Consider the following 12,799-nt stretch of genomic DNA (forward strand, 5'->3'; position numbering starts at 1 on the left):
ACCCCACTTTTCCCGAGGTTCGCGTCGCTCACCTCGCAAAACCGACCCTCGTGAGCGATAGCAAACGAAGGCTCGTGAGACGCACGTGTCTCACGGTGGAGAAAAAACCGCCACCGAAGCGACAACTGCTGTTACAACCGCTTCGACACGTAGGGGCCGTCCTGATGGTAGCCGAGTTTCTCCTTGTAGTACTGCCGGACACCGATTCCTGAGATGACCGAAATCTTGTCGAACCCGGCGTCTCGGGAGAGTTCTTCGGCGTGAGCGAGGAGTTTCTTCCCGAAGCCTTTGTGCTGCCACTCACCCTGGTCGCCGATGCCGACCTCGGAACCGTAGACGTGGAGTTCACGGACGAGCGCGGCGTTCTGGAGTTCCCGACGGACCGGGTTGCCGGGGAATCGCAGGCGACAGAAGCCGATGAGGAGGTCCTCGACGGGGTCTTCGAACGAGATGAAGTGTTCGGTGCCGCCGGCCGCCTCGTAGGTCATCACGTCGAGTTCGACGCGGTCCATATCTGGGTTGGCCTCGTTCATCCCGACTTCGCGGGCACGGATGTCACGGGGGACGATGCCCTTCTCTTCGGCCCGCTGGGAGGCGAGTTGACGAAGGTTGGACTTCCAGACGCCGGCGTCGATGAAGTCCGCGGGGATGTCGCGCTGGACGCGCTGGAGACGCGTGTACTTCGGAATCATGCCCATGACTTCGGCGACGATGTCGGCCGCTTCCTCGTTGTTCAGTGGTTCGTACTCGCCGCGACGCCACATGTCGTAGGTGATGGTGTCGCGGACGATGAGCGTCGGGTAGATTTTGAGGTAGTCCGGCCGCCAGTCGCTGTTTTCGAACAGTTGACGGAAATCTTCGAGGCACATCTCGCGGGTCATCCCCGGTTGGCCCGGCATCATGTGGAAGCCGACCTTGAACGCCGAGTCGCGGAGACGACGGTTGGCGTCGATAGACGCCTGCACCCCGTGGCCGCGGTGCATCTCGCGGTTGATGCGCTCGTAGGTCGTCTGGACGCCGACTTCGACTTTCGTCGCGCCCAAATCGAGCATCCGGTCTATCTGTTCGGGGTCACACCAGTCGGGTTTGGTCTCGAACGTCGTCCCGATGTTGCGGATGTCGTTCGTCTCGTTCTCCGCGATGACGTCTTCGATGTACTTGAACTCGACATCCTCGGGGTCGGGTTTGAACGACTGGTTCTCTTTGGGGGCTGGTTCTTTCGAGAGGTCGTAGTCGTTCATCGCTTCGAGCGCCCGCTTGACGAACCACTCTTGGTAGTCGTGACTGCGGGCAGTCATCGTCCCGCCCATCAAGATGAGTTCGACTTTGTCCACCGGGTGGCCGATGTGTCGGAGCTGTTCCAGGCGGAGTGTCACCTGCCCGTAGGGGTCGTAGTCGTTCTGGACACCACGGGCAGCGGCGGGTTCGTGACCGGTGTACGACTGCGACGAGGAGAACTCGCTCGCCGGCCCACCGGGACAGTAGAGACACTTCCCGTGCGGACACATGTGCGGCGAGGTCATGATGGCGACCGGCGAGACCCCGGAGGCGGTTCGAACGGGCTTGCGCCGAACGACTTCTTTGACCTCTTCGCGGCGGTCTTTTGGGGCGTGCTGCAGAATCTCGGTGTTCTTCGGAACCTTCGGCGAGGAGTGCTCCGAACACGCGTCGAGTTTGGCTGATTCGAGGTCGTCGCGGTCGACTTCGCCCGCGAGGATGCGCTCGACGAGCGCTTCGCAGGTCCGTTCGAACGCCTCGGATTCGGTCTCGGCGCTCACGGACTCACCTCCCGAGTGGCGACGTGGTGACGGTTCATGGGCGCGAATCAGAGCGTTTCGTGAATAAGCGTGTCGCTCACTCGGTGGTGTGGACGTTGATAGCCCGTGGTCCACGGCCGGCGACTTGCAGTTCGAAGGCGACACGTTGTCCTTCGTGAGGGAACTGACCGTGGACGTCTGAGCGGTGGAAGAACACGTCTTTTCGCGGACCGTCGCGACTGATGAACCCGAAATCTTTCCGTTCGTGGAAGAACCGAACCGTTCCCGTTTGCATACCGAGACCACAGACGCAACCGATATAGTTCTGTTACCCAACGGTTATATGACACGTTTGAAATACATAGTAGATAGTGGCAGACGTGACGACGTGTACATATTTTGAATCGGCACACTGGAACGAGCGACTTCGAGTGCACGTTGACACGGCGTGGACGATCGAGACGGTCCTCTACTCGGTTAGTGAGGTCGAAGATCCCGAGGCGACGCTTCAGACCGTTGCCGAGACGCTCACCGACGGGGAGATGTCGGAGTTACTCGAAACGCCGGTCTCGACCGTTCTCGACCACCCAGAATGTCCGCTAGACATCACGACAACGACTGCCGTAGACGTGTGGGAAGAGACGGTCGACCTCCCGGAGACGTGTGAACGGACTGTGGTCGAAGACGGTCTCTGCGCAATCCACACGCCGGCAGACCACGGTTGCAACACCGAAGGGGTCGTGCAACAGGTCGAAAGCGGCCAAACGACGTTCGTGGGAGGTCGATTCGACACGCTCGACTTTTCCGACCAACGGCTCAGTACAGACGATGCCTCGACACTCGACTTCGGGTTCTCGACAGTGGGCGTGGTCGATTTCTCGGGGAGCATCGTCGAAAACGACCTCTCGTTCGATGGCGCGCGCCTCGGACAAATAGACGCGATGGATGCGAAGTTCGTCGGAAACGTTTCGTTCGTCCTGGCTGACCTCGGTGTCGACGACGGTGAAAAAGAACTCCAGTTCGGAGACAACTTCGCACAGTTCGCGGGTGACGTACGGTTTCACGAAGCGACGTTCGAGCGGAAAGCCGACTTCAAACACGCCCGGTTCCACGGGGCGACGAATTTGAGCGTGGCGACGTTCCGGAAGGACGCGATGTTCAACGGTGCAACGTTCGACCGCGACGCGATATTCATGGGGAGTCGGTACGATGGAAAGGCCGACTTCAGTAAAGCGGTCTTCCACGGGTTGGCAGACCTCGTCGCCCGTTTCCGGTTCAACGCGATGTTCAACTACACTCGTTTCGAGTCACGGGCCAACTTCAGTGACAGTCACTTCGCTGGAAAGGTCGACTTCTGGGCAACGGTCTTCGGTGGGAAGGCGACGTTCGACTACGTCGAGTTCGACGGTTACGTCAGTGCCAAAGAGGTTCGGTTCGAAGACGCGACGAGTTTCGAGGGCTCTTCGTTTCAGGAGGTCACGTTCGACAGTCCTCTCACGGTCGAGACGTTGAACCTGGCGCGGACCACGATTTCAGACGGCCGGTTCACGTTCGACCCGGACGTGCATGCAGTGGTCGATTTGACCAAGGCAACGTTTGGTGACGTCGATGTCGAGTGGAATCGCCCCCACGAGGAGTCACCACTCGAACGGCTCCATTTCGACCGAACCACCTTCGACGGTTTCGATTTTTCAGCGTATCACGACGGCCTCAGTGCCAACTGGGATTTCATCCGCCCCTCGATGCTGGGAAGAGACACCGACAAACCGGAGGTTCGCGAAGAGACCTTCCTCAAGGCCAAGAACGGGGCCAAAGCGGTAGGTGATGACCGGGCAGCAAGCGAGTTCTACCTCCGTGAGATGCGGGCACGGCGAGACGGATATTGGACCGTGATGTTTGGAACCGGCCCGTTGAAAAAGCGCGCTGCAGCAGGAACGAAATGGGCGGGGAACCGCTTTTTCGACATGGTGAGTGGGTACGGAGAACGACCCTCGAGAACTGTACTCACCTCGGTTGCTGCGGTGTGTCTCTTCGCGGGCGCGTACTGGAACCTCGGCATGGAACTGCCAGGGGAAAGCGTCGCGTCATATCTGACGTTCAGTTTCCAGACGTTCGTCGCACTCCTGTTTGGTGGTGTCCCCGAGGCACAACCGGTCGTAATCCGGTTCGTCGTGGCAGTCGAGGCGTTCACGGGCGCGTTCGCGATCGCACTGTTCGTGTTTGGCCTGACGCAGACGATGCGACGGTAACCACCGAGAGGGAGTCTCGGGACAGATGGTTCGCTGAGGCCGCGCGTAGGTTCGACTACGACGCTTTCGCCGGGGGCTACAGTTCGACCCGCCGAATCACCTCGACGTCGTCGAGAGCGTACTCCGTGAGCGGGAGCGACACGAGTTCGAACGCGGAGATGGTCGTCGTCGGAACGTCGACCGCTCGGTTCTGTTCGACCCACGACAGCGCGCGCTCGAATCCCGCAGTGGTCTCGAAGTGCGCGAGCGAGACGTGTGGGACGTAGTCGTCGCCTTCGTACTGAAACCTCGGCACGTCGTCGAGTGACCGAATACGGTCGTGAATACACCTGAACTGACCGTGAGCGTGTGGTTCCGCGAAGACGACCGACGGGAACGCGTTGAGTCCCCGAATGGAGACGTCGAACGGGTCGATATCCGCCGTCACGTCTTCGATTCTGTCTGCGACGGTATCGAGCGTCTCAGCAGTGATTTCGTCGGGTTTCTCACCAGACTCGCTCGGCCCGAAGCCGACGAGTTTGAGCGTCACGTGGAGCGTGTCCTCGTCGTCGAGCGAGACACCCGGAATCGACCCGAGTTCGCTGCGAAGGGGTGAGAGTGCATCGAGAACAGCGTCGTCGTCGATACGCACCCAGCAGATGTACTCCTCGGAGAGACCACGTGCACGCTGGTCGGCAACGCTACCGCTCTGGAGGATAGGGTCGGTCGTCTGTGTTCGCGACCAGACGGCGTCGTAGTCGGGAGAAGACGAATCCTCGGTCATCTTCGGGGAGAGGCCCCGAACGGGCAAAAAGATGAGGAGGAAGTCTGGATTAGGACTTAGAACTGCTCGGCCGCGGCGTCGAGGACTGCTTCGAGGGCCTCGTCGCGTGCGCCCGAGAGGAACTCGATGCGGCCTTCACGGATGCCAGCGGCGGCGAGGCCGGCGGCAGGTGCCTTTTCGACGGCCGACTCGACGACTGCGCGGAAGTCGAGTGCGCCCGTGGCACGCAGGTAGAGTTCGTCGGTGCCGAGCGTGACGGTCACGAATCGGTCACCGTCGCGGGTGCGGCGGTGGAGTTCGTCGACGAGGAGTTCCGTCGGCGGGAAGTCGAAGCGGTGACTGTAGGCGTCGGAGTCGAGGACTGCGACGGAGATCCCGTCGACCTCGCGGTGTTCGAGGTTCGCCTGTGCCGTCTCGATTTCGTCTTCGAGTTTGATGCGGAACTGTTCGGAGACGTGGCCAGCGAGGGCCTCGTCGGCGTCGAACAGGAGGTCGGCGATGAGTTCGCGCTTGTCCTGGTACGACTGGTAGTAGGCTTCGAGTGCGATGGCCTCGCGGAGTTCGCGGACGAGGTCGGCGTCGAAGCCGTGGTCTGCAGCGAGGTCGAGATACTGCTGTGGGCAGTTCTCCCAGTAACTGACTGCGGGGAGGTGCGAGACGTCGTCGCGGACGTCGTCGTTGATGGCGGCGGCGAGCGTCGCGGTCAGCGCACCAACGGAGAGGTCGCTCGCGTCGGCACCTTCGCGGGCCGGGTTGACGAGCACGTCGACTTCGTCGACGACTTCCTCGTCTGCGGGAGCGGCGTCGACGACGACGCGCTCTGCTCCGTAGACACCGAGCAGGCCGAGACCGTCGAGCGATTCGGCAGTCGAACCCGCACCGAGGAGAAGCACGAGTGGCAGTTTCTCGTCGTGGCGGTCACGGTCTTCGAGCATCCGCGTCACGTCGTTCGTGGCGGCGTCCATGCCGTAGACGGCCTCTTCGAGCGGTCGGCGAGTGAAGTAGTGGTACTCTGCGTCGTCGCGAGGGTGTTCTGCGCGGATGAGCGGGAGCACAGCACGTTCGACGGCCGCGCCGGCGACGTAGCCGTCTGCGGTCGCCGTGTGACGGACGACGATGGGGCGCGATTCGAGGACTGCACGGCGAATCGCTTCGGCGGCGTCGAGCAGCGACTTGCCGACGGAAGCGACCGGTTCGTGCTCGACGAGCGGGGCGATGGCCTCGGGTCGTGCCTCGTCGGAGAGAGCGTCTGCGAGACGCTGAGAGACCGTCTCGGCCTCGTCGCCACCGAGAATGGTCAGTTCTTCGGTCTCGATTTGGAGTTCGCCGCGGCGGCGTTCGACTTCGCCGTCGATGCGGACGAAGTCACCCACTTCGACGCTGGGGTACGCGCGGACGCCTGCTTCGACGAAGGCGGCACAGTCGGCAACGGCCGTCTCGTCGCGGAGTTCGAACACCGTCGGGCCGCCAGTCTGACGGACGCTGGCGATCTCGCCCTCGACGCGGACGACGTCGCCGACGTGGTTCTCGATGTCGTCGAGTGGCACGCGTTCGATGTCGGCCGCTTCTTCGGTCTCGACTTCGGGAGCGGGTTCGGCTTCGACGGCCTCGTCGGCCTCGTCGGCCTCAGACTCTGCGATGTCGTCGACGACGTCTTTGGCGGTCGGCGCACGACCTTCGGCAGACTCGTCGGCGGCCTCAGTGGCCTGTTCTGGTTCCGGTTCTGGTTCCGGTTCTGGTTCCGGTTCAGGTTCGGGTTCAGGTTCCGACTCTTGTTCGACGGAGTTCGTCACCGCGCCGGCGGGCTTTGTCTTCTTGCCCGCGACTGGCTTCGTCTTGATGACTGCCGAACCGCCGCGGCCACGTTCTTTCTCGATGGGTTCGCCGTCGTGGTCGCCGTCGGGGTCGTGAATGCGAGCGCCGCGGAACTCGGATTCGGTCTCTCGAATCGACCAGCCGAGGTCCACGTTACCGTTGTCGCGGACGTTCTTGACCTGGACGAACACGTCGTCGCCTGGTTCCCAGGTGAGTGATTCTAAGCGTCGGTCGAGTTCGCTACGGTGAAGTAATCCAGTGACGTTGGGTGCGAGGTCCACGAAGACACCGAAGTCGGCGTACCCGTCGACGGTGCCTTTGTAGAAACGGCCGGGGACGAGTTGGTGGGGACTATTGCCCCGGAACTCGAACCAGACGTCCTCCTCGTGCGTAATCCAATCCATTGGATTTAGCAAACAACCCCTAACTAAAACGATTGTCGAAAAGCGCTCAGGCTAGACAGACGCGCGTGTGACCCAAATTCTGGGGGTCGACCCGTGAAAACTACGCCAGAGAGAGCGCCGCGACGAGATTCGAAAACGCCCGAAATCCGCCGAATGCGTAGCCAAAGACGACGCCTGCCGGGACAGCAGACCCCAGCGCCGCCTTGGCGAGCGACGTCTGGTGGACTTCGCTGATGCCGATTGCAAGCAGTGTGGCACCATACACCGCACAGACGAGGCGCAGTCCTGGCAGCGGAACGCTGGCGAGTGCACACGGTGCGGCGGCGTACGCGATGACCTGCACCGTCTCGCTCACCCCCGCTCGTCGCGAGAGAAGCGGGATGAGAAGCGCCGTCTGAATCGCGGCCGTCAGGTGAAGCAACGCCGGTGCGACGAACAACGCGACGACGAGGAGCGCAACCACCGCAGAGATGACGGGACCACCCTCGATGGCGGGTATCGACGCCGGGACGAAGGCGTACTGGAGGCCCTGATAGACGAGCGCGACGGCGATGGCGAACAAGAGCCCCGGTGCTTGGTCGCCGGGGGCGACACCGTCACGGAAGAACTGACGGGGGCGGACGAGGACGGCGACCCACGCACGAAGGATGCCGGTGACGCCACGGTCACGGCCTTCTCGGGGAGTTTCGACCCAAGTAGTCACGCTAGCCTCTAGTCACGCCGGAGTGTATGACAGTTCCGGCATCGGGCCTCGTAGGACTCTTCGGCACCGACGAGAATCGTCGGGTCGTCAACGTGGGCGGGTTCGCCGTCGATGAGGCGTTGGTTCCGCGACGCGGGTTCCCCGCAGATGGTACAGATTGCCTGTAACTTGTCGACGTACTCCGCGAGTGCCATCAGTTGTGGGAGTGGTTCGAACGGTTCAGCGCGGAACGTCTGGTCGGTTCCAGAGACGACGACGCGCTTCCCGTCGGCCGCCAGTTGCTCGCAGACGTCGACTAACTCGGTAGAGAAGAAGTTCGCTTCGTCGATGGCGACGACGTCCTCCCCGTTGAGTTCGTCGACGATTTCCCAGACGTCCTCACCCTCGGACGGGACGATACTCGCTTCCCACGAGCGCCCCGCGTGCGACCCGACGGTCGTCTCGCCGTATCGGTCGTCGAGTGCAGGTTTGAAGACGGAAATCTCCTGGCCGGCGATTTCCGCCCGCCGAAGGCGTCGAAGCAGTTCCTCTGTCTTCCCCGAGAACATGGACCCAGAGATGACCTCGATCCATCCACTCTGCGTGATGGCGTGCATACGTCCAGAGGGAGACAGGCAGGGTCAAAACGATTGTTCATCTCCGGTGACCATCACAGTAGACTGACAGTCTGTCGTGGTGTAGTGTCGAAACCGTCGAACACGAACACCGGCCGTAGTCCGGGCCTAACACGACGAGAATAGAGAACGCGAGAGTCGGTATCTCGTGGCCGAGGGTCGGTATCTCGTGGCCGAGGGTCGGTATCTCGTGGCCGAGAGTCGTGTCTTCAGTCGTCGGCACCAACGTTCTCGTCGCTCTCGAACGTCGATGGTTCGGGTTCGATGTTGGCGTACTGGACGGTGTCGCGGCCGAGGCGTTCGATTCGGTCACGCAGGTCGTCGTCTGTGAGTTCGTCTCCATCGAACTTCGACGAGACACGTGGAATCGCGGCCTGGTGCGGGAGTACCCACGCGTTCAGCGACCGGCAGACAGACCGAAGATGGTCGAGCGCCGTGACGGGGAACGACCCGCCGGCGACGGCGAGGAGACCGACCGTCTTGTGGCCGAACTCGTCGAACCCGCAGTAGTCGAGGGCGTTCTTGAGGACACCCGAGTACGACCCGTGATACACTGGTGTCGCGAGGATGACTGCGTCTGCCTCGTCGACTTTCCTGACGAACGCGGCCGAGTCACCTTGTTCGTCGTAGTCGGCGTTCAGCGGCGGGAGGTCGTACTCACGGAGGTCGATGAGTTCGGTGGTCGCACCGACGTCCGCCGCGCCGTCGAGGGCGTACTGGAGCGTCATTCGAGTGAAACTGTGGTCGCGGAGACTGCCCGAAATGGCGACCACGTGTGTCTGGTCCATGTGCACTCTCATCGGGCCGGGGGTAAAAATGCCGTCGGCCAACTGCACGGGTGCCACACGGGCACAACAGGCAGGTTCCTCGGCGACGAAGGTGTCGTATGAACGTCGTCTTCCACGTGTCCAGCGGGACCCTCGCAGAAGTACGCCACGCGACGAACAACGTCCGAAACCTCCTCGGAGACGAGACGACCGAGACCGAGACGGTGACGCTCCTCGCCAACGGTGATTCAGTCTACTTCTTTACCGCAGACTCACCCATCGCCGACTCCGTCGAATCGCTCGTCGAAGTAGGTGTTCGCGTTCGAGTCTGCCGAAACTCTATCACGGGACGCGACATCGACGCCGGTGAACTCGTGGAGGGAATCGAACTCGTCCCGTCGGGTGTGGGTGAGGTCGTAAAGCGACAGGCCGCGGGCGATGCGTACGTGAAAGTGCCGTGACCGAATTATCGACGAAGTTGAACAGTCGTCTCGTCGTCGCGTTCCGCGAGTTCGACCAAGCCGTCGTCGGCCAAGTCCGCGAGCAGTCCGCGAAGCCACTCCTCGCCGGTCTTACCGCCGTAATCCACCCGAACACGTGGACCGAGTTTTTCTAAGGTCAACTCGTCGTACTCGCCCAGAATCCGCACTACCCGTCCGCGCATCTGCCGTCTGCTCCCTTCGAACTTCGGCTGTGTCGGCACGTCTGGAGCGGTGAAATCGCCCGTCTCGTAGGCGTGGCAGAACTGTCGCCACGGACACCCGGATTCGTCACACGTCGGCGTCTTTCCGCAGGCCACCCCGCCGAGTTCCATGATGGCGTTGTTCCAGACACGAGATTTCCCGTCGGGCATGAGTTCCGACGCTGCCGACTCGAACGCCACGTCGTCGTCTGGGACGGCGAACGCTCGGTGGAGGACGCGCTTGACGTTGGTATCGACGACTGCGTCGCCGTTGTTGAACGCGAAAGAGGCGACTGCGTTGGCGGTGTACGGGCCGACGCCCATGAGTTCCGAGAGGCCGTCTGGAGACTGCGGATACTCGCCGTCGAAGTCCTCTACGACCTGCTGTGCGGCCTCGTGGAGATACTTCGCCCGGTTGTTGTAGCCGAGACTGTGACTCGTCCAGAAGGCGACGACGTCCGCTCTGTCGGCGTCTGCGAGGGCCGTGACTGTCGGCCACTCGTCGAGGAACGCCTCCCACGCTTCGACGACGCGCCCGAGTTGGGTCTGTTGGCTCATCACCTCGGAGACGAGAATCTCGTAGGGGTCGTCGGTACGCCGCCACGGGAACTCCCGGTGGTCGGCTTCGTACCACTCGACCAGCGCCGTCTGGACTGCGTTGCGGTCGAGGTCGGAGGGGAGTGGAGACTCCGCGTCGCTCATCGCCCCGGCTTAGGACGGGGTGCGTTTAGCCGTGGCGATGCCGGGTGGAGGTTCGTCTGCCGAGTGGTCGGTGAATAATTCGACTGAAGGCCAGACGACTGAGTTTACGAAACCCACTTCGTAGGTGTCGCCTTCGTAAGTCACGATTACCCCCCGTCGGGAGAGTCGTTCGTCGTCGGGAACTGAGTATGTTCGCTCTTTGAGCCCACTGAACCCCTCGGAAAGTGGCTCACATTCGGTCACTTCCTCGTCGAGTGCTTGCTCGAACACCTCGCGTTCGGCATCGGGAAGGCCATCGAACGAAACGACGAACTGCTCGCGGACGAACGCAACGAACGCAGGCTGGTCGTCGGCGACCTCGTCGAGCGTGTACCTGAACGTCTCCTCTTCGACCGATTGGGTCTCACCGACAGTGACACGGTAGGGTGCTCCGTCGTAGCGAACCCAGACGGTCCCGGAACTAATCAGCCGAGACTCGGCGTCGTCGGGATAGACGTGGGGATATCCACCGACTGTAAAACCGTGTACGCCGTCACTCCCGCCGACTTTCTCGTTCGGATACGCGGCGAGGAACGCCTTTTGGTCCGACTGGGGGAGGCCGGGGAATGCGATGACAGTGGCACCGAAGGGAGGCGATGTTTCCCGGTCGTACTCGATGCGAACCTCTCGAGCAGTGCGTTCTCTCGTCGCCGTGACGGTGCGTTCGACGCGGTAGTACGACCCCTCGTGTTCGACGTAGATTCCCTCCCGCAATGGCGGATGGTGGTAGGTCGTATAGGTGGTCTCACCTTCGCGTGCGGCGGTTACGATGATTCGGGAGGCGGCATCCGCGTGTTCATCTCGTGGTTCTTCAGTGGCTAACTCAGCGAGTTCGCTATCCGTGAGCGGTCGCACAGAGAGGGAGTAACTCGATGTGCAACTTCCACCGCCAGAGGAGAGAACCCCTGCACACCCGGCGAGTAGAGAAGAACTGGCAGCAACGCTGCCCAGGAGAGCGCGACGAGATAGTGTCGGAGGCATAGGAGCCAGTACCGCCATCGCGCATAAGTGTCTTCTGTGGAACAGAAATGTGACCAGAGGAGGATGGAGAACATCTCTGAGAAGGTTGTGGTGTTGTGGAAAAGAGAGGGAAAATTGGTGGAACGGGCCGAGTGCCGGGGGATAGGGGAGGACTGCGCCTTACATCACCGAGACGATTGGGCAGTTGACCGTCGCCGCACCGGCGGCGAGTTGTTCTGCCATCGTGGCCGAGTCGAGGTCCGAGACGCTGTCGAACTCGGCGTTGTCGTAGATGCTCACCAGCCACAGCGGTGAGTATCCAGCGTCACCAGGCACCGTGGCGACGACGTTGTGGGTCTGGTCGCTTCCGTCCTCGGTCACGAATCCGGACGCGGGTCCGCCACCGTCCTCGCCGGGGTTCACGTTGAACGTGACGTAGATGGGTGAGAGCGGCACGCTCTCACCACTCAGCGTGAGCGGTGCTTCCGTGAACTGGAAGTACGACACGACTTTGCCCTGGTACCAGCCTTCGACGAGGCCTGCGTCTTCGTCGCCGTATCGCATCGAGGCAGTCGACCCATCCGGGACGACTGGGCAGTTCACGAGGATGTCGGTCGCTTCCATCTCGTAGCCCGCCGCGCCGATATCTGCCAGACTCGTCACGGTGTTCGCTTCGTAGTCTTCGGGAACGGTCACTTTGTGGACGTGCCAGAAGTCGTTGTAGCCGTCGTCACCCGGAATCACGTCGATGACGTTGAGTTGCCCCTCGACTGGCGTGTCTTCTCCCTCGCGGAAGAGTGCGTAGATTGGTGCCGGCGTCGTGGACTGGACGTCGAAGTTGTAGTAGCGGACGACTTCGCCGTCGGGGCCGAGCCCCTGCGTGATGAAGGGGCCGTGGTCGAAGTCGACCGCTTCGTCCGCTCCTGGGAGGCCGTTTTCGTCGGTCCGAACCATCAGCGTGCCCGCCGCTTCACTGAATCGGTCGACTGTCGCCCGTGGTGCTGACGCGGGGTCGGTCGGCATCATCCCGTCCATCGACCCGCTCTGTGTCGTGGTCTCTGTCGTCGTCTCGGTGGTCGTCTCGGTCGTTCCACCGTTTCCACTACCGGTCGAGCCAGTACAGCCTGCCAGTAGGGTCGTTCCCGCCAATCCTGCGGCGACGAGGAACCGTCGTCGTGTCGTGTGTTGTGACATCGTCGAGAGAGCAGAGTTCCCCACGAGGGATATCGATTTTTTCAGTTCTGACCGCAGTTCAGACAGAATCGGTACGTACTCTCTTTCGACTCTCTACCAAATTCGTCTCCGAACACGTCGTCTGACTCACTTCCGTCGAGTCGGTTCGCC

12 protein-coding genes are annotated in these 12,799 nt (G+C 61.8%); 2 read left to right on the forward strand and 10 right to left on the reverse strand.

Features of this window, described 5'->3' with window-relative positions; all coding sequences use genetic code 11:
- Positions 1-131: 131 nt before the first annotated feature.
- Positions 132-1,778 carry a tRNA uridine(34) 5-carboxymethylaminomethyl modification radical SAM/GNAT enzyme Elp3 gene (locus GJR99_RS00220; RefSeq protein ID WP_225317581.1) on the reverse strand — a complete coding sequence of 549 codons (1,647 nt, stop codon included), beginning with the start codon at positions 1,776-1,778 and terminating at the stop codon, positions 132-134.
- A 76-nt stretch (positions 1,779-1,854) separates the two neighbouring features.
- Positions 1,855-2,052, reverse strand: a complete 198-nt coding sequence (locus GJR99_RS00225; protein ID WP_151108680.1) for a cold-shock protein — start codon at positions 2,050-2,052, stop codon at positions 1,855-1,857.
- Positions 2,053-2,188: 136 nt separating this feature from the next.
- Between GJR99_RS00225 and GJR99_RS00230 the strand changes: the two genes are divergently transcribed.
- Positions 2,189-4,006, forward strand: a complete 1,818-nt coding sequence (locus tag GJR99_RS00230) for a pentapeptide repeat-containing protein (RefSeq protein WP_151108681.1) — start codon at positions 2,189-2,191, stop codon at positions 4,004-4,006.
- A gap of 76 nt (positions 4,007-4,082) precedes the next feature.
- Here GJR99_RS00230 and GJR99_RS00235 read toward each other — a convergent pair whose 3' ends face one another.
- From GJR99_RS00235 to GJR99_RS00255, 5 genes are all read right to left on the reverse strand, one after another.
- The gene (locus GJR99_RS00235) at positions 4,083-4,769 is read right to left on the reverse strand and encodes a 2'-5' RNA ligase family protein (protein WP_151108682.1); all 687 of its coding nucleotides are present in this window, start codon (positions 4,767-4,769) and stop codon (positions 4,083-4,085) included.
- 56 nt (positions 4,770-4,825) lie between these two features.
- Entirely contained in the window at positions 4,826-6,988 is a 2,163-nt protein-coding gene (locus GJR99_RS00240) for a DHH family phosphoesterase (protein WP_151108683.1), read from the reverse strand.
- Positions 6,989-7,088: 100 nt separating this feature from the next.
- Entirely contained in the window at positions 7,089-7,637 is a 549-nt protein-coding gene (locus GJR99_RS00245) for a YIP1 family protein (RefSeq protein WP_225317647.1), read from the reverse strand.
- Positions 7,638-7,699: 62 nt separating this feature from the next.
- A complete protein-coding gene (locus tag GJR99_RS00250; protein ID WP_151108685.1) occupies positions 7,700-8,287 on the reverse strand; it encodes a thymidine kinase in 588 nt (195 codons plus the stop codon).
- 227 nt (positions 8,288-8,514) lie between these two features.
- Positions 8,515-9,093, reverse strand: coding sequence for an NADPH-dependent FMN reductase (locus GJR99_RS00255; RefSeq protein WP_151108686.1), 579 nt, complete (start codon positions 9,091-9,093; stop codon positions 8,515-8,517).
- A 98-nt stretch (positions 9,094-9,191) separates the two neighbouring features.
- Between GJR99_RS00255 and GJR99_RS00260 the strand changes: the two genes are divergently transcribed.
- Positions 9,192-9,533, forward strand: coding sequence for a DsrE family protein (locus tag GJR99_RS00260; protein ID WP_151108687.1), 342 nt, complete (start codon positions 9,192-9,194; stop codon positions 9,531-9,533).
- 5 nt (positions 9,534-9,538) lie between these two features.
- Here the strand turns inward: GJR99_RS00260 and GJR99_RS00265 are convergent, their stop codons facing one another.
- The 3 genes from GJR99_RS00265 to GJR99_RS00275 form a co-directional block, all read right to left on the reverse strand.
- Positions 9,539-10,456, reverse strand: a complete 918-nt coding sequence (locus GJR99_RS00265) for an HhH-GPD family protein (RefSeq protein WP_151108688.1) — start codon at positions 10,454-10,456, stop codon at positions 9,539-9,541.
- Positions 10,457-10,465: 9 nt separating this feature from the next.
- Entirely contained in the window at positions 10,466-11,350 is an 885-nt protein-coding gene (locus tag GJR99_RS00270) for a hypothetical protein (RefSeq protein ID WP_225317582.1), read from the reverse strand.
- Positions 11,351-11,635: 285 nt separating this feature from the next.
- Entirely contained in the window at positions 11,636-12,649 is a 1,014-nt protein-coding gene (locus GJR99_RS00275) for a hypothetical protein (RefSeq protein ID WP_151108689.1), read from the reverse strand.
- Positions 12,650-12,799: the final 150 nt, after the last annotated feature.

The sequence above is a fragment of the Haloferax marinum genome (genome assembly GCF_009674625.1).
In the GTDB taxonomy this organism is placed as follows: domain Archaea; phylum Halobacteriota; class Halobacteria; order Halobacteriales; family Haloferacaceae; genus Haloferax; species Haloferax marinum.

Bases quoted from the DNA above. Each gene is read 5' to 3' on its own strand.
- GJR99_RS00225 (WP_151108680.1), bottom strand. From the start codon at position 2,052: ATGCAAACGGGAACGGTTCGGTTCTTCCACGAACGGAAAGATTTCGGG.
- GJR99_RS00235 (WP_151108682.1), bottom strand. From the start codon at position 4,769: ATGACCGAGGATTCGTCTTCTCCCGACTACGACGCCGTCTGGTCGCGA.
- GJR99_RS00240 (WP_151108683.1), bottom strand. From the start codon at position 6,988: ATGGATTGGATTACGCACGAGGAGGACGTCTGGTTCGAGTTCCGGGGC.
- GJR99_RS00250 (WP_151108685.1), bottom strand. From the start codon at position 8,287: ATGCACGCCATCACGCAGAGTGGATGGATCGAGGTCATCTCTGGGTCC.
- GJR99_RS00255 (WP_151108686.1), bottom strand. From the start codon at position 9,093: ATGGACCAGACACACGTGGTCGCCATTTCGGGCAGTCTCCGCGACCAC.
- GJR99_RS00260 (WP_151108687.1), top strand. From the start codon at position 9,192: ATGAACGTCGTCTTCCACGTGTCCAGCGGGACCCTCGCAGAAGTACGC.
- GJR99_RS00265 (WP_151108688.1), bottom strand. From the start codon at position 10,456: ATGAGCGACGCGGAGTCTCCACTCCCCTCCGACCTCGACCGCAACGCA.
- GJR99_RS00275 (WP_151108689.1), bottom strand. From the start codon at position 12,649: ATGTCACAACACACGACACGACGACGGTTCCTCGTCGCCGCAGGATTG.